The organism is Cyclonatronum proteinivorum, from assembly GCF_003353065.1.
Lineage (GTDB): Bacteria > Bacteroidota > Rhodothermia > Balneolales > Cyclonatronaceae > Cyclonatronum > Cyclonatronum proteinivorum.
On record NZ_CP027806.1, the window covers coordinates 942,122 to 966,839 of the forward strand.

Below are 24,718 nucleotides of genomic sequence, written 5' to 3' on the forward strand. Positions count from 1 at the left end.
CCGGATAAACGCCATGGAACTCGCCTCCCAACAACTCGTTACCGCAGCCTGGATTCTCGTCGGCCTCTATGCCGCAGTGATTCTCTTTTTCGTGATTCGCGGCGCGAAGAAAATAACCAATATTGACGATTACGCCCTGGGCAGCGTGCTGTTTTCGCCCTACGCGGTGGGACTGTCGCTTGCGGCCTCCATCACGAGTGCGGCGACCTTCATCATCAATCCCGGCTTCGTGGCACTGTTCGGTATTTCCGGGGTGCTCTCGATGGCGATTGCGTTGCCCTTTGCCGCGCTGATTTCGCTGGTCGTGCTCACCAAAGGATTCCGGCGGCACGGCACAACAGTGAAAGCCCTCACGATGGCGCAATGGATGCAGACCATGTACAAAAGCCGGGGCTACGGCATCTTCTTTGGCTTCCTCTCGCTGCTGCTCATCACCTTTGTGGTGCTGATTTGCGTGGGGCTTACCAAGGTGCTCTCCGCTTCGCTCAACATTCCCGAGCTGTACACCCTGATCGGCATTGTGACCTTCGTTTTTGGCTACATGATGTTCGGCGGGGCCAACTCCATGGTGTACACCAACACCATTCAGGCGATTCTGATGCTGATTGTGGCCTTCGTGCTGCTGGGTTCCGGCTATCAGCATTTCAGCGAAGGCGTGCACGGATTCCTCGAAAAACTGGAGGCCATAGATCCGCTGCTCGTTTCCACGACCAACGAAAGCAGCTTTCTCTTCCGGGATTTCTTTGAAATATTTGTGGCGCAGTTCATAGTGGGGATTGCGATTATTTGTCAGCCGCACATCCTCACCAAATCCCTGCTGCTGAAAAGCGACGCGGATGTCAATAAATACCTCGCCGTCGGCATCACGGCGCAGCTGCTGTTCTTCTTCGTCGTGTTTACCGGTCTGTACATTCGTCTCACCTTTCCGGACCTCACCGCCGGCGGAACACCCATCCCGATGGACGGCCTCGTTTCGGCCTACGTCGTGAGCGAGTTCCCCGTGTTTGTGGGATTGCTCGTGGTGATGGGGCTCATCTCGGCGGGACTTTCCACGCTCGAAGGCCTCATTCAATCGCTTTCAACGACCATCACCAAGGACATCATTGATCCGCTTTTCGGCAAACAACTGAAGCTGAGCGAAAACACGGGACGTGCGGTCTTCATCAACAAGCTCGTGATTGTGGTGCTTGCGGTCGTGGCCGTTTTCGTGAGCTATGATCAGCTCGTGAATCCAAAGCTGAGTGTCGGCATCTTCGCGCAAAACGGCGTGTACGCGTACTTCTCGGCGGCTTTTGTGCCGATTCTGATGGGGATGTTCCTCAAAAACGTGCCGCTTGCCGCGCCGGTAGCGGCATCCGTAACGGCAGTTGTGGTGCACTTCACGATTTATTACGGGCAGATTGCCATCCCCTTCACCAAAGCGACAGGCGAAAACCCGGGTGTTGCGGCAGCGGTTGCGATTGTGTGCTCGGTGCTTGCCGGGGCGGTCGTGTACCTGTGGCATCAGCGGAAAGCAGTCCGTTAATTGCAGGGGGATGTGTCCCTTTTCGGGTGAACCCGCTGCACAAGCAAGAATAAAATCTTTATATTTGAATAATTGGATTATGAATTTATGAAGCCTCAAGCCATGCATACCGACTGGATTTCAAAATGGGCGCAGTACTCGCCTGAGGCGGTGATGCTGCAGGATGACGGCAATGGTGCGACCATCACCTACGCGCAGGCGCAGGCCATGCTGCTGCGCACAGCCGGACTGCTGCAGTCCCGCTACGGCATTGCCCCGGGCGACCGTGTTGCCGTGCTTGCGCTCAATCACATGGAGTACGTCGTTCTCTTTTTTGCGGTGCAGAAACTCGGGGCCATTCTCGTGCCCCTCAACTACCGGCTTGCCGCTCCCGAGCTCGACTATCAGCTCAGCGACAGCACGCCCAAACTGCTGCTTTTTGAGCAGGAATTTTTGGACACCCTCTCAAAAACTTCCTTCACCGGAGAAAAAGCGCTTTTGCAGGGTGAAGCCGGTTTTCTGGCACAGATGCACGGCACGGGCGGGAGCGCGTCCATCCCCCTGAATCCGCAGCACGAAGGTGCGCTTGAGGATGCCTGCATGATTCTTTACACCTCGGGCACGACCGGCAGACCCAAGGGCGCGGTCATTACCAACGGCATGCTGTTCTGGAATTCGGTCAATACCGGGCTCCGCCTGAACCTGGTGCAGAGTGACGTCACCCTGACCTTCGCGCCGTTTTTCCACACTGGCGGCTGGAATGTACTTACAACGCCCTTCATACACCGGGGAGCGAAGCTGATTCTGCTCCGGAAGTTTGATGCGGCCCGTATCCTCGAGCTGTGCGGACAGGAGGGGGTCAGCATCCTCTTTGGCGTGCCGACCATGATGGACATGCTGTACCGCGAACCGGGCTGGGGGCAGGCCAATCTGGAAAAACTGCGCTACGCGATTGTCGGCGGGGAGCCTATGCCGGTGCCGCTGATCGAAGCCTGGCACGAAAAAGGCGTGCCCATCCGGCAAGGCTACGGCCTCACGGAGTTTGGCCCCAACGTATTTTCTCTTAACGAAACCGATGCCATCCGCAAAATCGGCTCCATCGGCTTCCCTAACTTTTATATTGATGCGCAGGTGATGCGCGAAGACGGCAGTTTCGCCGCCGATGATGAAGCCGGTGAGCTCGTGCTTCGCGGTCCCGTGTGCATGCAGGGCTACTGGAACAAACCGGAAGAAACGGCCAAAACCATCGTGAACGGCTGGCTGCATACCGGCGACATCGTGCGCCGCGACGCTGAGGGCTACTTCTATGTGATTGACCGCAAAAAAGAGATGTTCATCAGCGGGGCCGAAAATGTGTACCCGGCGGAGGTTGAGCATGTACTGCGCACGCACCCGGCCATTCGCGAAGTCGCCGTTGTAGGCGTGCCCGATCCCAAGTGGGGCGAGACCGGCAAGGCTTTTGTCGTGCTTAAGACCGGAGAAGCGGCGGATGCAGAAGTCCTCCGAAACTGGGCCCGCGAGCGTCTGGCCAAATACAAGGTGCCGGGTCACTGGGCGTTTGTGGACGAGCTTCCCAAAAGTGACAGCGGCAAAATTCTGAAACGCAAACTCAAGGAGGCCTGACCCATGAAACGCCTCACGATTCACGATCTGAAAACCGGCGATCGCGCCGAATTCAGCAAGACGATTTCCGAGCACGATGTGTACGCCTTTGCGGGCATCACCGGAGATTTTAATCCGCTGCATGTCGATGCCGAATACGCGGCCAAAACCCGTTTTGGGGCGCGCATCAGTCACGGCGCCCTGCTTGCGGGCCTGATTTCCACGGTTGTGGGGATGAAGCTGCCCGGCCCCGGTGCGCTGTACGCGTCCCAAAGCCTGAAATTTCTGCGGCCCGTGTACATAGGCGACACCATTACGGCCTTTGCAGAAGTCTCCGATCTTGATGCCGAACGCAACCGCGTCCGGCTGCGGACCGGCTGTACCAACCAAAAAGGAGAAGCCGTAGCGGAAGGCGAATCCGTTCTGCTGCCTTCCAAAGAACCCTGATTTTCACATAAACCAACACCAACCAAAACGAAAGCCCGGGGCTTCCCAATCCGGATTTTCAAACCCTTCAAAAAAACCAATCTCATGAAAAAAATACTCTATTCCGTAATGATTGCCGCGCTTGTATTTGCAGGCTACGCGTGCAGCTCAAGCAGTGACAGCCCGGAACTCGGCGTCTCCGAAAGCAACCTTGACTTCGGTGATGTGCGCACCGGTGAGGAGAACACCCTCACCCTTGAAATCCGCAACGATGGCGATGTCACTCTCGATGACGTAAACGTAGCCGTAACCGGCGCCGGATTCTCCATCGCGGAAGAAGACATGCAGTTTGCCCTTAATGTCGGCCAAAGCCGTACCGTAAGTATCAGCTTTATCGCAGAAAATCCGGGTGATTTCAGCGGAAGCGTAACGGTTTCTTCTGTGAGCGAGAACCTCGTCAGAACCGTAAACCTGGCTGCTTTTGCCGTTGATGCCATCGCAGGCACCTGGATTTCTCAGGGCGAAGACATCGCCCCCGGTCTTGCCGGTCCTCCTTTCCTGAATGTAGAAATCGTGGCAACCTTCAACGCGGATAACACCTACAACGTGACTTCAATCGATCAGGCCGGCTCTACCATTGAGTTTACCGGAACCTGGGTTGCCGGTGCGCCCAATGATGCCGGCATCCGTTCCATTCTGCTTGAGCAGGCTACGCCTTTCGCAGTTGTTTCTTCCGGTATTTTCCGTATCAACGGAAGCCGTATGGAGTATGAGGTGATTCAACAGGGACTCACCGGCGTTGAGCCTCCGACCGTTGAAGGCGGCTTCGGCAGCACCCTTGTTGGCGGCAACCCAACCGGCCCATTCTGGATTCAGCAGTACAGCCGCGTTGAGGCGGTGCCTAACTAAGCTGTCGCGGTAAACCCCGCAACTTTGCAACGCTTTCAGGACGGACAGCCCGGCGCTGTCCGTCCTTTACTTCCCTTTGTTGATTCTGTCTTTTCCCCTTCGATGTACCCCGATTTTAGAACAGGCCTGTAGGTCTGTCCCACCCGTGAGCCCATCCTTCCATGAAAAAAATACTGCTGTATCTCCTTGGCTTTAGCGTGATGGCTGCTGTGCCCGGTGCCGGCTTCCTCACCGATGCCCGCGCGCAGATCGTGCAGGAAGAGCATCTTCGCCTGAGCGAACGCTCCGAAGCCGACCGCATCCGCCTCACCGATCCCTTGCCCGGCGAATTTCAGTTCATCGGCTACTCCTTCACCCGGACGACCGCAACGAACATCACCCCGGTCAATGAAGTCCTGCAGGGGCAGGTCATTGGCCGCCTGTTCGGACGCAACTCCACCGAAACCGTGGATCGCACCGCCTTCTACACCGAACAGCGCTTCGTGCCCCTCTTCGTGTACCGGCCCTCCATCCTCGACGGCTACGCGACCTTCCGCGGCCTCTTCAAAATTGATTACACCTGGGGCGATCAGGCCTACGGCATCGGCAACAACCGTGGTGGCGCCATCAGCGGCGGACAGATTAACCTGCAAACGCTCATGGCCAACGTCGATCTGCGTCCGCCGGGAAGCTGGTGGAACATGGTCGTAGGTCTGCAGCGGATTTTCGACAGTCCGTACGATCCGAACATCAATCCCCTCGACCTTTTTCAGCGGACCGGCTACAAGCTTTCGTTCTGGGGTACGCAGGCGGTCGGGGTGAGCTGGTTTGCGCGCCCGCATCAGGCGATTCACGCGCGCCTCGGCTTCTTTCAGCTCTGGGAAAATCAGATCTCCCGCGACGACGATGTCTTTATTCTGATGGGCGACCTGATGACGCGCCCGCATCCGAAGCTGGAGCTGGGCTTCAATGCCTGGTACCTGCGCGATACGGCCCGCGGCGCCGGCGGCATTTCCGTGCTGGGTCAGGGCTTCACAAGCGCGCTGGCCGAATACAACGGTGCGCCGCGACTCAACTTTCAGGGTGCGCCGACCCAAAACTACAAAGCCGACATCGTCTGGTTGGGAACCAACGCAAGCTGGAACCGCAACTTCGTACATGGTCCGCTGGCCCTCGACGCCTTCGCCATCGCCAATCTGGGCCGCATTTCGCCCGTAGCCGACGGTTTCGATGATGTGGACGTGCTCGGCGCAAGCTTCAACGCCGCAGTGCACTACCGCTACGGCATGACCAACAACGACCGCGTCTGGATCGAAGCCCTCTACACCACCGGTGACGAAGACGGTGCTGCCGACGGCACCTTCAACGGCGTCGTGACCGGCAATGTCTGGGGCTCGCCCGTCGGCATTTACAGCTCGCACCGGGCCCTGCTGCTTTTCCCTGATCCGCAGGTCGTGAACCGCTACTACAGCATGGTGCACGACATCTCCAACATGGGCCTCGGCGTCGCAGGCGGCTCCCTCAACGTGATGCGCGATCTCATTCCCAACCGCTTCAGCGCCAAAGCAGGCACGGCCATTGCCTTCAGCAACCACACCCTGCCCGGCGGCGGACACCACATCGGCACCGAAATCAACGGCGAGCTGAAATACAACCTGCGCGTGTTCCTCACCGCGGGCCTCAGCGCGGCCTACGTGTTCACCGGCGACTTCTACGACGCCCCACGCGCCACAAGCCGCACCGATTTCACCCCGGATAATCCCTGGGTCGTGTTCTTATCGCTCACCTGGCTGATGTTCTAACCTCAAAATTATCAAGCACTATGAAATGGTATTTAATTCTGATCACCGCCGCCCTGCTCGTGCTAACCTCCTGCGCGGGGGTACGGTACGCGGATAAGCCGGCCCTTGAGTTTCAGGACATCGACTACGGCTTCGCGGTCAACTTCTCGCAGGGTACGCCCCAAATCGCCTACATTGATGAAGGCGCCGGCGACAAAACCCTCTTGCTCGTGCACGGTCTTGCCAGCAACGCGGGCTTCTGGCGCTACAACATCGCGGCTCTCAGCGAACATCACCGCGTCATCGCCGTGGACCTGCCCGGCTACGGAAAATCCGAAAAAGGCGGCTTCCCCTACGGCATGGCCTTCTGGGCTGAAACCCTGGCCGATTTCATTGATGAGCTCGGTCTTGAAAACGTCGTCTATGTCGGGCACTCCATGGGCGGTCAGATCGGCATGACGCTTGCCATCAACCATCCCGAAGCCATCAGCGAACTCGTGCTGGCCGCACCTGCGGGCGTCGAAAGCTTCTCGCCGGGTTCCGGCGACTGGCTCCGCAGCGTGTTCACCATGGAAGGGGTCAAACGCACCCCTGAGCCGCAGATCCGCGAAAACCTCTCCATCAACTTCTACCGCTGGGACAACGCCTGGGAGTGGATGGTCGAAGAGCGCGTGCGCATGGCCAAAGCCGCCGACATGGACGAATTTGCCTACACCGTCGTGCAGTCCATAAGCGCCATGCTCGATGAGCCCACGACCCACCGCCTGCATCAGGTCAGCCACCCGACCCTCATCGTGTACGGCCGCTACGACGGCCTCATCCCCAACCGCTTCCTCAACCCCGGCTTCCCCGCCGCGGTCTTCGCCCTCGCACACGAGCAAATCCCCGACAGCCGCCTCGTAGAAATCAACAACGCCGGCCACATGCTCATGATCGAAAAACCAGCCGAATTCAACGCCGCCGTACTCGAATTCACCCGCCGGTAACAGGCACAGCGACGTACCGAAACCCAAAAAAAATCCCCCGCCATCACCTGACGGGGGATTTTTTTTGCGCAGGGACAAAAGCTGTTCAGGCAACCGTCCCCGTACATCTGGCAGCCTGCGTAGTACAGCATTAATTTTTTTTGGGTAAAATCCCGTGAACATCAAGGTCTTTCGGGACAGGTCCAACCCCCCAAATCAACGGCAAATGCGTTGCTTTTTGGGCTCAGATGTAAGCACCCTCATTTTGCGCGCAATTCGGCAATCTGTTTTTTTGAACAGGATGATGATTGTTAATCAACACCTAAACCCCAATGGTGCCCTGTAACCAACTCCGAAGGAGTTACATGTTTATAGCAAAAGCATACCCCCCCCGATAAATACCCGCGCGCGCCGCAGGCGCGCCCGCGATGTCGGGCGTACAGCCCGTAACAGACCAGCAACACCCCTGCCGGTAGAGACGCAATGCATTGCGTCTCTACCATGCGGGCAACACACCCCAAATGTCCAATTACCAAATCGCTAATTGTGCCATCCCAATTTTTTGAATAGGATTTACAGAATAAACAAGATGAAATGCATGCCAACCGGATTTCATAACGGTCCCTATCCCCAATACCAACGACCAGCAGCGTAGCCGTGCTTTCTTCATAGAAATCGCATTTCGTCCGTCCCCCGGACCCCCGCGCGCGCCGCAGGCGCGCCCGCGGGGCCAGGCGTATAGCCCGTGGCAAACCCGTGTATGTTGCCCCCGTGTCCCCGACCCGGCGCTCCGTGCTATTAGAAAACATCGGCACACTGATATTGTGGAGGGCGAGCGTTTTTCTACCCACATGCTGCCCCTACAGGGAGGGTTTGTGCGGGAAACGGCACATTAACCCAGGCAGATGCTTTGCGCGTTGCATTTGGATAATCTGTTTGTTTGAACAGGATTCATAAGATGAACAAGATGGCATTTGATTTCAAAGCTTGAATTCAAATATGCCCCGTAACCAACTCCGAAGCAGTTACATGTTTATAGCAATCTGTAATTACGCAATTAAAATGTGCACCTTCACGATAAACCGCTGAATTAGTCATACATCCAGCAAAAAAATAATAGCCGTTAAGCTATTATTTTGTTTTGTAGGACTTTACATTGTGAAATATTTTTTCATGCCCATATTTGAATCTGTTTATATTAACTGCGTTTTGGTGAAAAGCACTCGAAACAGAATTAACCCTATCTTTAACGCAGAATATGAACATGAGAAAAAGTATAACTATTGCAATTTTTGCATTTTTTGTTTTCGTTACACTTGGATGCGAAGGCGATCAAGGTCCGGTTGGACCACAAGGCGACCAAGGGCCGGCTGGCTCCGTTAACATCATAACACAGTCAAATGTACTGTCTTTAAACAATTTAATTGTTGAGGATAACGACTTTGTTTATTGGACTTTCCCTTGGGCCGCTTTGACGAGTGATATTTACGAAAACGGTATCGTCTTGGCTTTTGTCCGAGATGTTGAAGGTTCGGAATGGGTACCTCTACCACTTCCGATTGGTACAACAACAATGTCGTACGGTTTTAGAACTGGCGAATATGAAGTTGCTGTTTTTGGTGAAGATGCAGATACTTTGGTTTTAGTTATGATCGGTGCAACAGTACGGGCAGTTGCAATTCCCCCATCGCAAGTAAGCTCACGTATAGATCATAATGACTATGATGCTTTAGTTGAATATTATCAGCTAAATGATGTATTAGGTTTCGAGTAATTATTTGATTAGTGCTATAAAAAGCCGTGTTTCGTGAGAAGCACGGCTTTTTATTTTTACAGAAATAACCAAAAACCTAATTATGATAAATACCAATTAAGTTTAACAAGTAAGTTATCTATGAAATGTTTTCATTCATATCTATGTCTGTTTTGGAAAGTAAACCACATTTATTATCAACTTTAAAGTCATTTAAGGCTACAAACATCGGACATCCATACAGTGAGACACCTATGTACCAATTCCGCTGCAACTTCCACGAATAACCGAAATGTCGCAATACCGTCGGAGACCCCGCTTTGCGCGCCTATTTCGGTAATCTGTTTGTTTGAACAGGATTTCTAAAATTTACAGAATAAACAAGATGAAATGCATGCCATACGGATTTCCTAACGGCCCTTATCCCTAATACCAGCGACCAGCGGCGTAGCCGTGCTTTCTTCATAGAAATTGCATTTCGTCCGTCCCTCCGGACCCCCGCGCGCGCCGCAGGCGCGCCTGCGGGGTCGGGCGTACAGCCCGTGGCAAACCCGCACATGTTGCCCCCCCCGTGTCCCCGCCCCGGCGCTTCATGCAATTTGAAAAAATCGGCATGCACATGGCGTACCTACGGCACGCTGATATTGTGGGGCGACCTTTTTTTCTACCCACATGCTGCCCCTACAGGGCAGGGTGAAAATTAATACCTGCGCCGGTAGACACGCAAAATTTTGCGTCTATACAATGCGTTCACACAGCTCATTTGCAATCGCCAATTCTGAAATCCGGCCTTATCCACAAAAAACACGTGCCCACATAGCGTACCGGGCGTATTCCAGCGCAGGAGATCCCTCACATGCAGCCCCAAGTGGTTTCGTGATTGCACTTGATCCCGTGGCTTCGAACCGCTCCTGCCAAATGAGAAGCGTTCGGGATGACCCGGGGCGGGGATTATAATCTTTTTGTTCATTCCCGCTAACCCAAATATAAACAACGGGTCATCCCGAACGTCGGGACCTGTCAGGGAGAAAACCGGAGTCTCAAAAAGCTGCATCAACCCGTAACTGTTCGAAGCCTCATGTGAGGGATCTCCCTAGTCGGACATGCCCGGTAGCTAAAATCGGATAGCTAAAAATGCCCCTGTGCTAAATCCGTGTGCCAACATCCGGGCATTTTCCAGCGGAGGAGATCCCTCATATGCAGCCCCAAGTGGTTTCGTGAATGCACCGAATCCCGTGGCTTCGAACCGCTCCTGCCAAATGAGAAGCGTTCGGGATGACCGATTCGGAGTTTCGGGTTTGAAGTTTTGGTTTGGAAATGTAACCGCCTGTACCGTTGGGGATTAAACAAAAAAACTCGCGCTAAGGAAGCAGAAAGTGGGTTTATAAGGTTAAAATAAACTGCCTTAATAGGATGTAAGAGTAATGTATTTCTAAGTTTAAAGGCTTAAGAAATTAAATTTTAATAAAAATTGCTCATTATTATTATTATTATTATTTAGGAGTCCTAGCCATAATTGATGGTTTTGGGCTTTCAATAAAAAACCATTAACTAATTTTGTAATTAATCATGAAAAAAATATATTTAATTTTAATACTAATTGCGGTTACAGGTTTAAATGCTTGTACCAAAGACTCCTTGTCAGGCAATGAACAAATTATACTTTCGTAACAAGAAAGTGCCATGATAGTTAGTTCAGTAGAGTTTCAACAATTTTTTAGTTTAAATCAGCTATTCCATGAAAAAATAATGGAAGTAATGAATAAAGACATTGCAATTGAGGAACTTGTTGAGGTTAGTTTATTATCATTAAATGAAGATGATAATACCGCGTTTTTTGAAATTGTTTTTGGTTCTTATCAAAACGGTAACAATTTTATTAAAAAAATAGAAAAATCCCGTGATATACTTTTTGAAGCATATCCAATTTTGGGGAATATTGAAACTTCAAACCGAACCACTTTTAACGAAGGAGATTTGCAAAATTATTTTACAAATTTATCAACTGGTTTGTCCGACACAGGAGGCTGTTGGGCCCTTCAGGAAGATGATTCGGGTGACGGACCACTTTGTGGTTCAAATTGGCAGATTGTCAAATTAGCAATTTGTGCAGCGGGTTGCAGTTTTACTGGTCCCGGAGTTCCAATCTGCGGTTGGGCGTGCTGGTGCATGTTATGTCCTGAAAATTCAGGATTAGCAGACGCAATATGTTAAACAAAATCAAAATAAAATTATGGAATATGTTGTCTTTATAGGATTCATTTTAATTATGATTTCCGGTCATGTTTTTAAAAATAAATTATCACTAAAATCGCAATTTTTGATAAGCCTGATAACTGGTATTTTGTTAATTATCTGGTTCTTTACAATGAACGAAGGAGTACTTTTCTATCAGCTTCTCATTACCGCTGCTGTAATTTGTAATTTAGTTTGGCAAATATATAGATTACGGAAGAATCCACCTGTTTCAGAATCTTCTGTCTCATGATGCTACGAAACGATTTTGGGTGAACTCCGTAATGTCGTTCAGCCCGTTTCCCTTGTTATTTACGTGGTTATGAAACAGGTTTTTGAGCTGTAATTTGTAAATTCAATAGGTCTCCTTGCCTTAGGGTTTCTGGTATTGTCGTTATTACCAAGCCTGGGCAAGGGGACTTTTTTTTGCTACCCCGGACACACTTTTTAGGGTATTATCCGGTTCCCCCCCCCCCCAAAAAAAGCAGGGGATAAGGCGTAGGTTTGGGATTGTAGTGCTGGCACGAAAGACCGTGATGTGCACGGGGTTTCCCCCCAAAAAAAACGAAGTCAGTACTTGCTGTGAAGTTTGGCTGAGGTTGACCTTTTAGCTGTACTTGTTTACTATCCTGTTTTGATCCCGCTATAAAACTATTTATGCACCACCATTTTTCAGGGCCGCATTATACCGTTACCAACAGCAAAACCCTGACCGGGAAAATGCCGGTGCTGTTTGTGCACGGTAATACGAGCACTTCCGCGTGGTGGCAGCCCCTGATGCAGTGTTTCGATTCGGAGCGCTATTTTTGCATCGCGCCCGATCTGAATGGTTTTGGCCGCACGCATTTTCGCGCAATTGACGCCCGGACCGGCGTCCGTGATTGGGCGCGGGATGTGGTGGATTTACTCGACCGGCTCGGGATTTCAAAGGTGCACGTGGTTTGCAGCTCACTCGGGGGTGTGGTGGGCTGGGAGTTGCTGGCCCGGCACGGAAACCGGTTGCTGGGTTTGGTGCAGATTGCGCCGGGTTCGCCGTACGGGTTCGGCGGCACACACGGGTCAGAAGGCAGGCCGAATTTCCCGGATTTTGCAGGTTCGGGCGCGGGCATGAGCAATCCGGCGCTGATTGCGCGCATTCGAGCGGGCGACTGCAGCAAACAGCCGCCTATGGTGACATCCCCCGCGTGGGTGCTCCAACACTACGTGCTCCGGAACCGGATTGAGCTGGATGAAGATCATCCGCTGCTGGATGGGATGTTCGCGCTCCGGCCCGGGGATGACGGCTTTCCGGGGGATGTGCAGGAGAGCCCGAACTGGCCGGGATATGCGCCCGGCGATCGCGGGATTGTGAACAGCATATCCCCGAAACATCTGGCGGGGCTGGCGGAAGCGGTTGTGCAGGCGCCGGACGTTGTACCCTTGCTGTGGCTGCGCGGCAGCGAGGACGGTATTGTCAGTGACCGCTCCGGATCGGATCCGGCGGTGCTCGGGGCAGCGGGTCTGATTCCCGGATTTCCGGGGGAGAATGCCGTGCCGCCGCAGCCCATGCTTGCGCAGACGCGTTATGTGCTGGATGCGAGGGCGGCAGCAAGCGGCGGGGCGCCTTATCAGGAGAGGGTGCTTGACGGGCTGGGGCACTGCCCGTATCTCGAAGATCCGCGGTGGGTTTATGCGGAAATCAGCCGCTGGTTTGATGACATCAGGGCATAAAAAAGCCGCTTCGTTTCAAAGAAGCGGCCTTAAATGTTTATTTAGGGTTTCGTAGCGTGGGGCGGAATTGAACCGCCGACCTCCGGGTTATGAATCCGACGCTCTAACCACCTGAGCTACCACGCCATAAATTTTGCAGATTCCAAATATAGGGAAAAAAGGAAGGGAATGCCACATCAGAAATGGTTTTTTTGCAAAGGGATGTGCCGGCTTTTGGGTCTCATATAAAAGGAAGGCGCGGGGGAAGCGGTTCTGCTATTTAGGGGTAAAAAATGCTATCTTTGCAGGCTGATTCTTTTATTAACCGACCGGACTTGTTTCCGGTTAATGTAAACCCAAAACTGATTTTATGGCCAAGAACATCACGCCGCGCAGCAAAGACTATTCACAGTGGTATCAGGATATTGTTAAAGAAGCGAGCCTGGCCGAGCACTCCCCGGTGCGCGGTTCAATGGTAATCAAGCCGACCGGCTATGCGCTTTGGGAGAATATGCGCGATGCGCTCGACAAAATGTTCAAGGATACCGGCCATGAAAACGCCTATTTTCCGCTGTTTATACCGAAGTCGTTTCTTTCGAAGGAAGCGAATCATGTGGAAGGCTTTGCCAAGGAATGCGCGGTTGTGACGCACAGCCGTCTTGTAAGCACCGAGGACGGTGTTGATGTGGACCCCGACTCAAAGCTTGAAGAAGAGCTGATTGTACGTCCGACTTCTGAGACCATCATCTGGGATACCTACCGCGGCTGGATTCAGTCCTACCGGGATTTGCCTATTCTGGTGAATCAGTGGGCGAACGTGGTCCGCTGGGAAATGCGCACCCGCCTGTTTCTGCGTACCATGGAGTTTCTGTGGCAGGAAGGGCATACGGCACATGCGACCGAAGGAGAAGCCGTAGCCGAAACCAAACAGATGCTCGAGGTCTATCGAACCTTCGCAGAAGAGTTCATGGCGATGCCGGTCATTACCGGCGTAAAAACCGAAAGCGAGCGTTTCGCGGGTGCGGTCGAGACCTATTGTATCGAAGCCCTGATGCAGGACGGCAAAGCCCTTCAGGCCGGAACCTCGCATTTCCTGGGGCAGAACTTTGCGAAGGCTTTTGACTGCACCTTTCAGGACCGTGACGGCAAGCTGAAGCACGTCTGGGCGACAAGCTGGGGCGTCTCCACGCGTTTGATTGGCGGGCTTATCATGACGCACTCCGACGACGACGGCCTCATCATCCCCCCGCGCATTGCACCCTGGCAGGTGGTAATTGTGCCGATCTACCGAAAGGATGACGAGCGCGAAGCCGTAGTCGCCTATGCTGAGGAGCTTAAAAATGAACTCAAGCTGGCCGGCATTCGCGTGAAGGTTGATGCCCGGGATCAGTACAAGCCCGGCTGGAAATTTGCGCAGCACGAAGCAGAGGGCGTGCCCGTGCGCCTTGCCGTTGGTCCCCGCGATGTGGAGAACCAAAAAGCTGAATGTGTCCGCCGCGATACCCGCGAAAAACAGCTGCTCGAACGCAGCGCAGTCGTGACCTCGGTGAGCGCACTGCTCGAAATCATGCAGCAGGAGCTCCTCAGCGCTGCACGCGAACGCATGCAGGCCAACACGCATGAAGCCGACAGCTACGACGCCTTCAAAACGATTCTTGACGAAAAAGGCGGCTTCATTTACGCGCACTGGGACGGCACTGCCGAAACCGAGGCCCGTATCAAGGAAGAAACCAAAGCGACGATTCGCTGCATCCCGCTCAGCGGCGACAAAACCCCGGGCAACTGCATGGTCACGGGCAAGCCTTCGGCGCAGAAGGTGTTGTTCGCGCGCGCGTATTGATGGGGTGTTTATTTATCACCCCGTTTTTTTACCGGAATGTGTATTATAACCGATAAATGTATCTTTTTTTGGTTATTACAAGTACCCTTCTTGACGATTAACAAAAGCTATGAATTCATAAGTGTAGCTCTTCGGTTATTTTCGTTCAAAAATCAATCAGGAACCAGCAAAAAGCATTTACATAGATAAATTTTAAGCATTCTAATTCCTGGCATAAATGAGAATAGACAAAGTCAAAATAGTCAACTTCAAAGGTTTTACAGACGAAACGTTTGAATTAAACCCAAGATTTACGGTCTTTATAGGAGATAATGCAAAGGGTAAGACTACTGTTTTGGACGCGCTTGCAATTTGTGCCGGAAGCTTTCTGCGGGGCATAGATGTTGCTAAACATGAAGCACGGGGAATAAATAAAAGAGAGGTAAGGGTAAAAACGATTGAAGGGCAGCCAAGACCACAGCTTCCGGCAGAAATAGAATGTATTGGGGAAGTAAATGGTATTTATCTGGAAGAAGGATGGAAAAGGACGGTTGACAAACTGAGTCAGAAAACCACAACAACCTATGTAAATGCTAAAAATATTGAGTCTCTGGCTACGGAGATGTTGCAGGAAAGCCGAAAGAACGGGGGCGTTACATTTCCTGTAATTGCATATCATGGTACCGGACGTTTGTGGGCTGAACACGAAGAAAAGAAAGCTGTTTACAAAAAACAGGGGGAAGGTGTAGCGCTTGCCTATACAAGATGCCTTTCTCCGAAATCATCAAGCAAAGAGTTTCTTTCGTGGTACAAAACCTACGAAGACGAAATCAGGAAATTTGGCTCTCCGAAAGAGAAAAGCCTGCTTGAAAGCTTTAAAAAAGCCATTATTTCAATGATTCCCGATGACCATTGGACTGACATGTCCTATAGCTTTAAAGACGAAGATTTAGTCGGCATTTTCAGGAAAGGTGACCATCCGGAGAGGTTGTTATTTAGTCAGTTGAGTGATGGATATCGAAATTTAATCGGTATGGTTGCAGATATCGCTTATCGCTGTATTAAGTTGAATCCTCATTTAGGCGATGATGCTGTAAGCCATACACCCGGTCTTGTTTTAATTGACGAGCTTGACCTTCACCTGCATCCCAACTGGCAAAAAAGAATCGTGTCAGATCTGAAAAAGGTGTTTAAAAACATTCAGTTTGTCGCTACAACGCATTCACCTTTTATTGTTCAAAGTTTGAAGGCAGACGAACTTATTAATCTCGACGAAGTAAAAGGCCTTGATCATGATCCTGATAAGTATAGTGTAGAAGAGATCTCAGAAAATGAAATGGGTGTTCTAAATGTGAAAAGAAGTATCCATTTTTCCGAAATGCAAATGAGAGCTAAGGAATATTTTGATTTAGTAAAAGACAAAGCGTCTCCGGATGAAATAGCAAAAGCAAAGAGGCTGTTGGATAGTCTCAGGGTCAAGTATAGCAAAGACCCGGCTTATGTAGCCCTGTTAGAGTCAGAATTGCCCAAACAATAGCTGCGATGAGACCTGTTGTAAAGTCAGTGAAAGATAAAACATCCGGTCATTATCGGCCTTGGCGAAAAGCGAAAATCGATCTTGTTAACGAAATCGGTTCTTTTTGTTCGTACTGTGAGAAACAAATAGACCGATCTTCTCTTCACATTGAGCACATAAAAGGTCAAAAGGTGAGAAACAAGGAAGGCGGTCTAATCTATGATGATCTTAAATTTGATTGGAATAATTTTTTATTGGCATGCAGCAATTGTAATAGCATTAAGTCCAACAAAGATATTGCTCTGACAAACCCATATTTGCCTCACCAAAATAACTTACTACACTTCATCGAAATTACAGCAGCTGGTACAGTCGGGATAAAGGCTAATGTGACCGAATCAGATTTAATTAAAACTAAAGCTTTTATTGATTTAGTGGGCTTGGACAGACACCCTGGACATCCGCATTACGCTGAATTTGGTGATGACAGATGGGAAAGCAGGTTAGCGACAATAGATATTGCTAACAGGCAATTGAAGAAGTACAAGGCAACACCCCGGGAAACAGATCTTGAGAACATCGTGAATTTAGCTAAAGGCTGGGGTTTCTTTTCCGTTTGGTATTATCAGTTTTACAGCCATCCGGAAGTGCTTGATGCGCTCATAAATGGCATTGCTACTGAAGCTAAACACATAATTCCATTCAAAGGAACGCATGCTGGTTCATTTGAAGCGCCATCCTTTAATACAATTGAGCGCAATCCTTCAACACAACAGAGATGAAAGACCGTTTTGATTTTTTTTAATGTTTGAACAGCCACCCCCCGCTTTGCACGCAAACCACCACACCTTAGCCCAATGGATTTCAACGGTGTTTAATCCGCTGATGCTCGTATTGCCGCTGTTTTGGCTGCTGGGGCGTGCCGGGCATGATCCGGGTACTGCCCAAAAGCTGCTGGTGATAGCGGTCGTTTTCTTTGCGTTGCTCCCTTTTGGAGTACTGCTGATTTTCCTGAAATCCAAACGCATTGAATCCCTTGAAATCCGGAATCGGAGCCGAAGGCACATTCCGTTTCTGGTTGGGATAGTGCTCAATATTGCGGGCTTTGCGTTGCTGATGTGGGCTGATGGTCCTTTCGGTCTCATCCAAAATGCGGCTTTTGCCCTGCTTTGGAGTAGTATTGTGGCCTCCTTCATCACCCTTTGGTGGAAAATAAGCATACACTGCACGGCCATCGCAATCGCTTCGGGCTATGCGGTTTGGGCGGGGGTACAGCTGTTTGATCCTGCTGTCTCAGTCCTGATCGGAATCCTGTGCCTGCTGATTAGTGGCAGTGTCGTTTGGGCGCGCATCACCCTAAAAGCGCACACGCCTGCGCAAACCGCTGCCGGACTCCTTTTCGGGATTTTGGTTGCAGCAATTTCTCTCGCATTTTATCCTGTCTGAAACCATCCATACCAATTCAAATTCTGCATGATACCTCCCGGCTTTGAAAACCGGCTTTTTACCGCAGCACAATCGCGCGATATTGACCGCCGCACGATTGAAGAACTCGGTATACCCGGCTTCACGCTCATGGAAGTTGCGGCGCAGCGGGCCGCGGACCACATCTTTGAGATGCAGCCCGGCCCAGTGCGTGTCCTGAGTTTTTGCGGCAAAGGCAATAATGCGGGTGATGCCCTTGCGGTTTCCCGCCTGCTGCTGATGAAGGGGTTTTCGGTTGATGTCTGTCTTGCCCTGGGCAAAACGGGGATGTCGGCAGACGCCGCTGCAAATCTTCGCATACTCGAAAAAATGCTGGAGGCCGATCCCGAACTTCCGCTGCGCTTTTTTGAGGGAGTCCTGCCTGGCCGCGTGTACTGCACGGTCATTGACGGCCTTTTCGGCACAGGTTTGCAGCGGGACGTGACGGGACCGCTCGCGGAGATGATAGCGGAAATCAACCGCTGGCAGGCGCGGGTTTTTGCGATGGATATCCCAAGCGGACTTCATGCGGATTCCGGTGCGGTGATGGGTACCGCACTGCAGGCCCATACGACCCTGATGTTTGGTACCGCGAAAGCCGGCTGTTATCTCGGCAGAGGGGCAGCGCTGAGTGGAAAGCGCGTGCTTTGTCCGCTGCCGTTTCCGGCACATTTGCTGCGGGAGGCCGAAGGTGCGGTACTTCGAAGTCTTTCGCCCGGGGGTAAGCCGCAGCTTGAAAACAAGCTAAGGAAGCTCCGCGAGGGGCGCGAAGTCCGCCATAAATATCAGAACGGCAATGTGTATGTGCTGGGCGGTTCGCCGGGTCTGACCGGCGCCGTGATTCTGACCGCAAAAGCTGCGTGGAGTACGGGCTGCGGCTCGGTGCAGGTGTTCACGACACCGGAAGTCTCCCCCGCTTATGATGCGCATTTTGTGGATATCACCCGAAAAATGATTCCCGGTGACGGTAGCGGGCTGTTTAAAGCGGATGCCGTTCGTGCTGTAGCCGAGGTCATCGCAGCCCGGCCCGGAGTATTGGTTCTGGGACCCGGCCTTGGCACCCATCCTGAAACCGCGGCGGCGGTACGGCAGCTCCTGCGATTGGTAAAGGCACCCGTAGTACTCGACGCTGACGGCGTCCGCGCGCTGAGCGGTCATACGGAGAAGCTTCCCGATGACCTGCGCTTAATCGTTACCCCGCACCCCGGCGAGCAGGAGCAGCTACTTGGGTTCAGCATAGCTCAGCCGGAGCAGCTTGCGCAGGCGCTGAATCATTTCCCCTGCCGCGACAACATGGTTTTTCTGGCAAAGGGAAGTCCGGCACTCCTCGCAACCCGGAATGAATGCCGCATTACAACTTATGATACCCGCATTTTTTCGAGAACCGGTTTCGGAGATGTCCTTGCCGGGCTTATGGCCGGTATGCTCTCGCGTCTTCCGGATAGCACGGTAACAGCGGAAAGCATGCTGGATGTGAGTGCACTCGCCATGCTGGAGAGCTACGCTCGGGCAACCTGTCAGCATGAGTCGGCGGTTTCGCCTTCAGCGCCGGAAGCAGGAGGGATGTTTTGAATCCGCATAGCCTTCTTACCAAAATCTCACCGGTTTTGCCCTTGCTACTGATCGGGTGGATGATTCTGGCTTTATACCTGACACTCTTCCCCGGAGATATGCTGGTCACCGCAGCGCGTTGGGGAGACCCAAAGTTAGGGCACATCATCTTGTTTGGTGGCTGGACCTTTTTGTTTGGCCTTACGATGATTGTTTTCTTCAAGCGTCCCTTTTTTCCGCTATATGCGATGCTCATTATAGGCATTCTGTTCGGCGCTACGGTCGAAATGATGCAGGCGCTGATGCCCTATGGCCGTACCGGAAGCCTTGCTGATATCGGGTATAATACCATTGGGGTCTCACTTGCGGGCCTGTTGCTGTGGCTGTACCGCCGGCTGTATATCGAACTTCCCAAGGCCGCTAAACTCACAAAAAACAAAAGTAACGGGTAAGGTTGATCGGGCCGCTGCATTACTAATCCTTTAATCGCATTCGGATAATGCTGTTTAATAAGGGTTTACCGATACAAGAAATCAGCTGAAATATTAGCGCTTAATTTGTGTTTTGATAAATATACACTATATTTATCCACGCTTACTCAACTAACTCTATTGATTAATCATGGGTCCTAAGAAAAAACCGGAAAAAGATTTACGGAAAGACTATCAGATTACGCTGCAAAGCAGTCTTGTGATAGCGCTTCTCGTAGCCGTTGGGCTTTTTAAGTTCAACATGGATTTCGGTGGCGAGTTCGTAATCGAGCAAATTGAACGTATCGAACTCGAAATCGAAGATATTGTACAGACCGAAATCATCGAGGTGCCACCACCACCACCGCGTCCTCCCGTACCTATTGAAGTACCGGATGACGCCATCATCGATGATGATCTTCTCGACATGGATGCCTTCCTCGATATGGATGCAGGCTTCGATGCTCCGCCACCACCTCCGCCACCAGACGATGATTTCGAAGACGAAGTTTTTGTCGTCGTTGAAAACATGCCTGAAATGGTAGGCGGTCAGGCAGCACTTTATGACGCCCTCCGCTATCCGGATATGGCCCGTCGTGCAGGTATTGAAGGTCGTGTGATCATTCAGTTCATCGTGGATGAGCAAGGCCGTGTACAGAATCCACAGGTTGTAAGAAGTGCAGGTGCCGGTGGTCTTGATGAAGCCGCAGTTGCTGCGATTTCGCAAATGCGTTTCACCCCAGGCATGCAGCGCGGACGCCCCGTTCGCGTTCAGATGACGCAGCCTGTAATTTTCCGTCTGCAGTAATTCCATCAGACTTTAAATTAAAAAAGCTGTTTCCGACTTTTCGGAGACAGCTTTTTTTATGTCCGGTATTTTGGGGTAGTACGTTGCCCGGGGGCTTGTTCACAGCCTTTCATAGCCCGCATTATTTACCAATAGAATTTCTCTTCGCGGGAATCATTTCGCTCGGCGAGCAGCCTTTGTATCACACTTAAATTTGAGTAATCGCAGCTTTTCACCAGGCTAATTTATACTATCATTCAGGTAATCAAATCCTTTTCAATGCCAAAAATGCGGGATAGCATGGAGAATCCTGATCTGAAGATAAGCGGCCGCGCAAATTTCGTCGTCAAATCTGCCTGAACCGACCCCGACGGCCAGAAGCGCTATCCGTACCCAAAAAAGCAACGCATTTGCCGTAGGTTTGGGATGCATAACCTGCCGCGAAAGACCGTGATGTTCACTGAGTTTCCCCCAAAAAATAAAAAAACCAGGCCCGGCTGTAAAGCTCGTCGTCCGGCAGGGTGGCAGGAATAAGACCTGCGTAGTACGGTTCTGATCTGGGTTAATGCTGTTGCGTTCGGGTATGCTGATACCAGGATTTGAAGCGCAGCAGGATATCTTTCAGGTTATCGAAGCCGGCGATTTCGAGCGCGCGGTCGGTTTCGATCCAGCACACCTTGGTGATCCCTTCTTCGGTCTGCGGGGTGAATTTCCGGGCGTCGGTCTGCATGGCGTACCACCAGGTGGTTTTGGCAAAATCGCCCCATTTATCCGTGTAGCTGTGATAGGTTGTGCCGAGTTCGGTTACGATTTCAGGCAGCGGACAGCCGGTTTCTTCCGCTACTTCGCGTATGGCGCACTCGGGAATGCTTTCGCCTGCGTCAAGTTTCCCTTTTGGGAGATCCCAGAAGCCGTTGCGGTAAATCATGAGCACCTGTGGCTCACCGGCGATTTCTTTGAACAATACGCCGCCTGCCGCGGTGACGGGTTTATAATCGGTTTCAGACATTGCCGGCAGTCCCGTTGGCGGATTCCGGTTCAGCGTCGTCCTTTTTTTGTTGCGCTTCCTGCCGAAGCAGCTCCTGCAGTTTGCCGTTGACTTTGCTGTACAGGCTTTCCAGATAGGCAGCGGTGTCTTCGTTCAGGTTGCCGGCGGTGTAGCTGCGCAGCATGTTGATGGTGTCTGTGGCAAAGCGGGCCGCTTTTAGGTCCACTTCTTTCTGATTGTGAACAGGGTTGGGGATCTCCCCCAGATTCATCAAAGCGATTTTTTCGTATTGCTGCAGCAGCATCATAAAGAGCAGCATTTGTTTTTTTTCTTCCGGCAGTTCTTTTAAAGGGAGTTCCATACAGCTTTGAAGCGTAATTTTGTATTTTAGCGGGCTTATCAGGGCTGCCCGGAGACGGGTGCTTCAGGCAGCGTTCGTGTTTAACATTACTTCTTAATATACCGTTTTTCACCCAAGCATTGCCCGAAAGCTGAAAGCGGTCTAATCCATTTTGTTTATTTATGATAACCATCAAGCCTTTTCGCGCCTGGAGACCCGAACCCGCACGTGCACCGCAGGTCGCCTGCGTGCCTTATGATGTGATCAGCACGAGCGAAGCACGCGAGCTTGCCGAAGGCCTGCCCGAAAGTTTTCTGCACGTCATCCGCCCCGAGATTAATTTCCCCGAAGGCACTGATGAGCATTCGGATGAAGTGTACGCGGCCGGTGCCGAAAAACTTAAAGAGATGTGCAGCAGCGGCTTGCTGGTGCAGGAAGAAGCCCCCGCGTTGTATGTTTACCGGCTTGTTTGGAAAGGCCGTGCCCAAACCGGTCTGTTTACCTGCGTGAGCGTTACTGACTACGACAACGATCTCATCCTGAAGCATGAACTTACCCGCCCCGACAAGGAAGACGACCGCACCCGGCACATTCGTGAGCAGGAAGCCCATGCCGAGCCGGTTATGCTCACCTGCGGCGAAACCGACGAAATCACGCGCTTGCTGTCCGAAGCACAAACAGACAGCCCGCTTTTCGATTTCACGGCCCCCGACGGCGTGCAGCACACCATCTGGAAACAGCCGGCGGAAGGTCCGCTGAAAGACGCTTTTTCCGGCCTGAATGCGCTGTATGTGGCAGACGGCCATCACCGCTGCAAGAGCGCTTCGCGGCTTGTGGAGCACAAGGTCGCAACAAACCCCGGACACACCGGCAACGAAGCCTACAATTTTTTCCCGGCCGTCATCTTTCCCAAAAATCAGATGGAAATTCTCGCATACAACCGCGTCATTCATCAGGCGGATGACGCGGCGTTTGCGCGCTTTAAGCAGGAACTGTCGTTGCAGCCTGTTACAGACCCGGTACCGCAGCAAAAGGGCACGGTTTGCGCATATTACGGCGGAAGCTGGTACAGCTTTAGGCTGCCGGTAGAAGCCAATGCCGGACCGGTTGGCGTGCTTGACGCCGCCCGGCTGCAGCAGTTTGTTTTTGAACCTTACTTTGGTATCGGCAACCCGCGAACCGACGCCAATATCTCATTCATCGGCGGCATTCGGGGCACAGCTGAACTCGAAAAACTGGTAGACAGCGGGAAGGCAGCTGTCGGCTTCAGCGTTTATCCCACAAGCATTCAGGAGCTGATGGACGTTTCAGACGCCGGCTTGCTTATGCCGCCTAAATCAACCTGGTTTGAGCCCAAGCTCCGGTCCGGCTTGCTGGTGCATCGTTTTTAATCCGAACGGTGTTAGACGCACAGCCGGCAGCATCAGAAAAAAATAATTACCCGGAATAAAGACGCCCTTTAAAATAGTTAAGTCACAAAACCCATCATCCAAAAATAGTATTTATTAGCTATGTCACGTGCACATAATTTCAGCGCAGGTCCCGCCGCCCTTCCCCTCGAAACCCTTCAGGAAGCACAGCAGGAGTTTCTGGATTTCGCTGGTTCAGGTTCATCCGTCATCGAGCTCAGTCACCGCGGAGCCGAGTATGTTGAAGTCGATCGTCAGGCCCGCGAGCGCCTGACCCGCATTCTGGGCCTGGGAGACGATTTCGAAGTCCTCTTTTTACAGGGCGGTGCGAGCCATCAGTTTATGATGGTGCCCTTCAACTTTTTGGGAACCTCACAGACCGCCGACTACATCAATACCGGAACCTGGTCCAAAAAAGCGATTAAAGAAGCCAAACTTTTCGGCCGCGTAAATGTAGCGTACAGCTCAGAAGAGCTCAATTTCAGCCGCGTGCCTGCCGACAGTGAACTCACGCTCACGGAAGGTGCCGAGTACGTTCATTTTACATCCAACAACACCATTTTCGGCACGCAGTTTCGCAAAGAGCCGGAAACCGCCGGTGTACCGCTGGTGTGCGACGCCTCCTCCGATTTCCTGAGCCGTCCGCTCGATGTAAACCGCTACGGCATCATCTATGCCGGCGCCCAAAAAAACGCCGGACCTGCGGGGCTTACCATCGTCATCATCCGCAAAGATTTCCTCCAAAAAGGGAAGAAAGACGGCATCCCGACCATCCTCAACTACAACACGCATCTCGGCACCATGTTCAACACGCCCCCCGTTTTTGGGGTGTACATGTTCAACAAAGTGCTTGCCTGGATCGAAAAAAATGGCGGACTCGCGCAGATGGAAAGCCGCAACGCGCACAAAGCACAGCTCCTGTACAATGAGATCGACGCCGATGATTTCTACAGCGGCACAACCGAGCCGGCCTCCCGCTCACACATGAATGTGACCTTCCGTCTTAAAGATGAAGAGCTGAACAAAGCTTTCCTGCAGGAAGCCGAAAAGCGTAACCTGAAGGGCCTCAAGGGCCATCGCAGCGTAGGCGGATTCCGCGCGAGCATCTACAACGCCTGCGAAACCGAAAGCGTGGAAGCCCTCGTCGCCTTCATGAAGGAATTCCGCCGCTAAGCCGGTCCGGATATTCCGCATCCCAAAAACAAAAAGCCCCGGGCACAGCACGCTGTCCGGGGCTTTTTTGCTGGTACGCAAGCTGCAAAACGAAGCCCCTGCGCCTGAGCCCCAATCCCGTGACAAATTTGAGCGGTCGTTTTTTTTGGGGAAAATTTCGTGAACATCAGGGGGTACGGGGTAGATTGAAAGATCCCAAACCTAAGATGGGTCCCTTGCTTTTTTTTGGTCCTGACCCGTAAATGACCGCCAGCCGTCGCATGGAAGTACATCTCATCTGACCATCCAAAACCCGCGCTATTTATTAACCCGCATGGTTCACACAGCATGCCTATGATTTTCCTGGCCGGCATCAACC

20 protein-coding genes and 1 tRNA gene are annotated in these 24,718 nt (G+C 52.0%); 18 read left to right on the forward strand and 3 right to left on the reverse strand.

What is annotated here, in order from left to right:
- Positions 1–13 precede the first annotated feature (13 nt).
- The 9 genes from CYPRO_RS03620 (at position 14) to CYPRO_RS03665 (ending at position 12,864) form a co-directional block, all read left to right on the forward strand.
- A complete protein-coding gene (locus CYPRO_RS03620; protein ID WP_114983329.1) occupies positions 14–1,525 on the forward strand; it encodes a sodium:solute symporter family transporter in 1,512 nt (503 codons plus the stop codon).
- A gap of 87 nt (positions 1,526–1,612) precedes the next feature.
- A complete protein-coding gene (locus CYPRO_RS03625; protein ID WP_240644823.1) occupies positions 1,613–3,127 on the forward strand; it encodes an acyl-CoA synthetase in 1,515 nt (504 codons plus the stop codon).
- Positions 3,128–3,130: 3 nt separating this feature from the next.
- Positions 3,131–3,553, forward strand: a complete 423-nt coding sequence (locus tag CYPRO_RS03630; RefSeq protein ID WP_114983330.1) for a MaoC family dehydratase — start codon at positions 3,131–3,133, stop codon at positions 3,551–3,553.
- An 84-nt stretch (positions 3,554–3,637) separates the two neighbouring features.
- Entirely contained in the window at positions 3,638–4,441 is an 804-nt protein-coding gene (locus CYPRO_RS03635) for a choice-of-anchor D domain-containing protein (RefSeq protein WP_114983331.1), read from the forward strand.
- Between the two features lie 161 nt (positions 4,442–4,602).
- Positions 4,603–6,222, forward strand: a complete 1,620-nt coding sequence (locus CYPRO_RS03640) for a hypothetical protein (protein WP_114983332.1) — start codon at positions 4,603–4,605, stop codon at positions 6,220–6,222.
- 20 nt (positions 6,223–6,242) lie between these two features.
- Positions 6,243–7,187, forward strand: a complete 945-nt coding sequence (locus CYPRO_RS03645) for an alpha/beta fold hydrolase (RefSeq protein WP_114983333.1) — start codon at positions 6,243–6,245, stop codon at positions 7,185–7,187.
- A gap of 1,237 nt (positions 7,188–8,424) precedes the next feature.
- On the forward strand, positions 8,425–8,940 hold the full coding sequence (locus tag CYPRO_RS03650) for a hypothetical protein (RefSeq protein ID WP_114983334.1): 516 nt from the start codon (positions 8,425–8,427) through the stop codon (positions 8,938–8,940).
- A 1,737-nt stretch (positions 8,941–10,677) separates the two neighbouring features.
- Complete coding sequence (locus CYPRO_RS03655) at positions 10,678–11,133, forward strand: hypothetical protein (protein WP_124245509.1); 456 nt, start codon at positions 10,678–10,680, stop codon at positions 11,131–11,133.
- Between the two features lie 678 nt (positions 11,134–11,811).
- Complete coding sequence (locus CYPRO_RS03665; RefSeq protein WP_114983337.1) at positions 11,812–12,864, forward strand: alpha/beta hydrolase; 1,053 nt, start codon at positions 11,812–11,814, stop codon at positions 12,862–12,864.
- 52 nt (positions 12,865–12,916) lie between these two features.
- On the opposite strand, the gene CYPRO_RS03670 is transcribed toward CYPRO_RS03665, so the two are convergent.
- Positions 12,917–12,990, reverse strand: a tRNA-Met gene (locus CYPRO_RS03670).
- Between the two features lie 223 nt (positions 12,991–13,213).
- Between CYPRO_RS03670 and proS the strand changes: the two genes are divergently transcribed.
- The 7 genes from proS to CYPRO_RS03705 all read left to right on the forward strand — a co-directional run bounded on the left by proS (position 13,214) and on the right by CYPRO_RS03705 (position 20,471).
- Complete coding sequence (proS, locus tag CYPRO_RS03675; RefSeq protein ID WP_114983338.1) at positions 13,214–14,683, forward strand: proline--tRNA ligase; 1,470 nt, start codon at positions 13,214–13,216, stop codon at positions 14,681–14,683.
- Positions 14,684–14,900: 217 nt separating this feature from the next.
- Positions 14,901–16,199, forward strand: coding sequence for an AAA family ATPase (locus tag CYPRO_RS03680; protein WP_114983339.1), 1,299 nt, complete (start codon positions 14,901–14,903; stop codon positions 16,197–16,199).
- A gap of 5 nt (positions 16,200–16,204) precedes the next feature.
- Entirely contained in the window at positions 16,205–16,960 is a 756-nt protein-coding gene (locus CYPRO_RS03685) for an HNH endonuclease (protein WP_114983340.1), read from the forward strand.
- A gap of 46 nt (positions 16,961–17,006) precedes the next feature.
- Positions 17,007–17,624, forward strand: coding sequence for a phosphatase PAP2 family protein (locus tag CYPRO_RS03690; RefSeq protein WP_124245510.1), 618 nt, complete (start codon positions 17,007–17,009; stop codon positions 17,622–17,624).
- A gap of 27 nt (positions 17,625–17,651) precedes the next feature.
- The gene (locus CYPRO_RS03695; protein WP_114983342.1) at positions 17,652–19,214 is read left to right on the forward strand and encodes an NAD(P)H-hydrate dehydratase; all 1,563 of its coding nucleotides are present in this window, start codon (positions 17,652–17,654) and stop codon (positions 19,212–19,214) included.
- Positions 19,211–19,645: a VanZ family protein gene (locus tag CYPRO_RS03700; RefSeq protein ID WP_114983343.1), complete on the forward strand. Its 435-nt coding sequence runs from the start codon at positions 19,211–19,213 to the stop codon at positions 19,643–19,645. Before CYPRO_RS03695 ends, CYPRO_RS03700 begins: the two co-directional genes overlap by 4 nt.
- Before the next feature lie 169 nt (positions 19,646–19,814).
- Positions 19,815–20,471, forward strand: a complete 657-nt coding sequence (locus CYPRO_RS03705; protein WP_114983344.1) for an energy transducer TonB — start codon at positions 19,815–19,817, stop codon at positions 20,469–20,471.
- 541 nt (positions 20,472–21,012) lie between these two features.
- On the opposite strand, the gene CYPRO_RS03710 is transcribed toward CYPRO_RS03705, so the two are convergent.
- Both CYPRO_RS03710 and CYPRO_RS03715 read right to left on the reverse strand, forming a co-directional pair.
- Positions 21,013–21,459 (reverse strand): NUDIX hydrolase, encoded by a 447-nt coding sequence (locus CYPRO_RS03710; protein WP_114983345.1) that lies wholly within the window; start codon positions 21,457–21,459, stop codon positions 21,013–21,015.
- Positions 21,452–21,799 (reverse strand): DUF1844 domain-containing protein, encoded by a 348-nt coding sequence (locus CYPRO_RS03715; RefSeq protein WP_114983346.1) that lies wholly within the window; start codon positions 21,797–21,799, stop codon positions 21,452–21,454. Before CYPRO_RS03715 ends, CYPRO_RS03710 begins: the two co-directional genes overlap by 8 nt.
- 161 nt (positions 21,800–21,960) lie before the next feature.
- On the opposite strand from CYPRO_RS03715, the gene CYPRO_RS03720 reads away from it, so the two are divergent.
- Together CYPRO_RS03720 and serC are read left to right on the forward strand one after the other, a co-directional pair.
- Positions 21,961–23,169, forward strand: a complete 1,209-nt coding sequence (locus tag CYPRO_RS03720) for a DUF1015 domain-containing protein (RefSeq protein ID WP_114983347.1) — start codon at positions 21,961–21,963, stop codon at positions 23,167–23,169.
- A 120-nt stretch (positions 23,170–23,289) separates the two neighbouring features.
- Positions 23,290–24,360 carry a 3-phosphoserine/phosphohydroxythreonine transaminase gene (serC, locus tag CYPRO_RS03725; protein WP_114983348.1) on the forward strand — a complete coding sequence of 357 codons (1,071 nt, stop codon included), beginning with the start codon at positions 23,290–23,292 and terminating at the stop codon, positions 24,358–24,360.
- Positions 24,361–24,718 lie beyond the last annotated feature (358 nt).

What these genes read in the sequence shown, in the direction of transcription:
- CYPRO_RS03710 (WP_114983345.1), bottom strand. Translation starts at nt 21,459, where the DNA reads ATGTCTGAAACCGATTATAAACCCGTCACCGCGGCAGGCGGCGTATTG.
- CYPRO_RS03635 (WP_114983331.1), top strand. Translation starts at nt 3,638, where the DNA reads ATGAAAAAAATACTCTATTCCGTAATGATTGCCGCGCTTGTATTTGCA.
- CYPRO_RS03695 (WP_114983342.1), top strand. Translation starts at nt 17,652, where the DNA reads ATGATACCTCCCGGCTTTGAAAACCGGCTTTTTACCGCAGCACAATCG.
- CYPRO_RS03665 (WP_114983337.1), top strand. Translation starts at nt 11,812, where the DNA reads ATGCACCACCATTTTTCAGGGCCGCATTATACCGTTACCAACAGCAAA.
- CYPRO_RS03705 (WP_114983344.1), top strand. Translation starts at nt 19,815, where the DNA reads ATGGGTCCTAAGAAAAAACCGGAAAAAGATTTACGGAAAGACTATCAG.
- CYPRO_RS03720 (WP_114983347.1), top strand. Translation starts at nt 21,961, where the DNA reads ATGATAACCATCAAGCCTTTTCGCGCCTGGAGACCCGAACCCGCACGT.
- CYPRO_RS03630 (WP_114983330.1), top strand. Translation starts at nt 3,131, where the DNA reads ATGAAACGCCTCACGATTCACGATCTGAAAACCGGCGATCGCGCCGAA.
- CYPRO_RS03650 (WP_114983334.1), top strand. Translation starts at nt 8,425, where the DNA reads ATGAACATGAGAAAAAGTATAACTATTGCAATTTTTGCATTTTTTGTT.
- proS (WP_114983338.1), top strand. Translation starts at nt 13,214, where the DNA reads ATGGCCAAGAACATCACGCCGCGCAGCAAAGACTATTCACAGTGGTAT.
- CYPRO_RS03640 (WP_114983332.1), top strand. Translation starts at nt 4,603, where the DNA reads ATGAAAAAAATACTGCTGTATCTCCTTGGCTTTAGCGTGATGGCTGCT.
- CYPRO_RS03655 (WP_124245509.1), top strand. Translation starts at nt 10,678, where the DNA reads ATGAATAAAGACATTGCAATTGAGGAACTTGTTGAGGTTAGTTTATTA.
- CYPRO_RS03620 (WP_114983329.1), top strand. Translation starts at nt 14, where the DNA reads ATGGAACTCGCCTCCCAACAACTCGTTACCGCAGCCTGGATTCTCGTC.
- CYPRO_RS03645 (WP_114983333.1), top strand. Translation starts at nt 6,243, where the DNA reads ATGAAATGGTATTTAATTCTGATCACCGCCGCCCTGCTCGTGCTAACC.
- CYPRO_RS03680 (WP_114983339.1), top strand. Translation starts at nt 14,901, where the DNA reads ATGAGAATAGACAAAGTCAAAATAGTCAACTTCAAAGGTTTTACAGAC.
- CYPRO_RS03625 (WP_240644823.1), top strand. Translation starts at nt 1,613, where the DNA reads ATGAAGCCTCAAGCCATGCATACCGACTGGATTTCAAAATGGGCGCAG.
- CYPRO_RS03715 (WP_114983346.1), bottom strand. Translation starts at nt 21,799, where the DNA reads ATGGAACTCCCTTTAAAAGAACTGCCGGAAGAAAAAAAACAAATGCTG.
- serC (WP_114983348.1), top strand. Translation starts at nt 23,290, where the DNA reads ATGTCACGTGCACATAATTTCAGCGCAGGTCCCGCCGCCCTTCCCCTC.
- CYPRO_RS03685 (WP_114983340.1), top strand. Translation starts at nt 16,205, where the DNA reads ATGAGACCTGTTGTAAAGTCAGTGAAAGATAAAACATCCGGTCATTAT.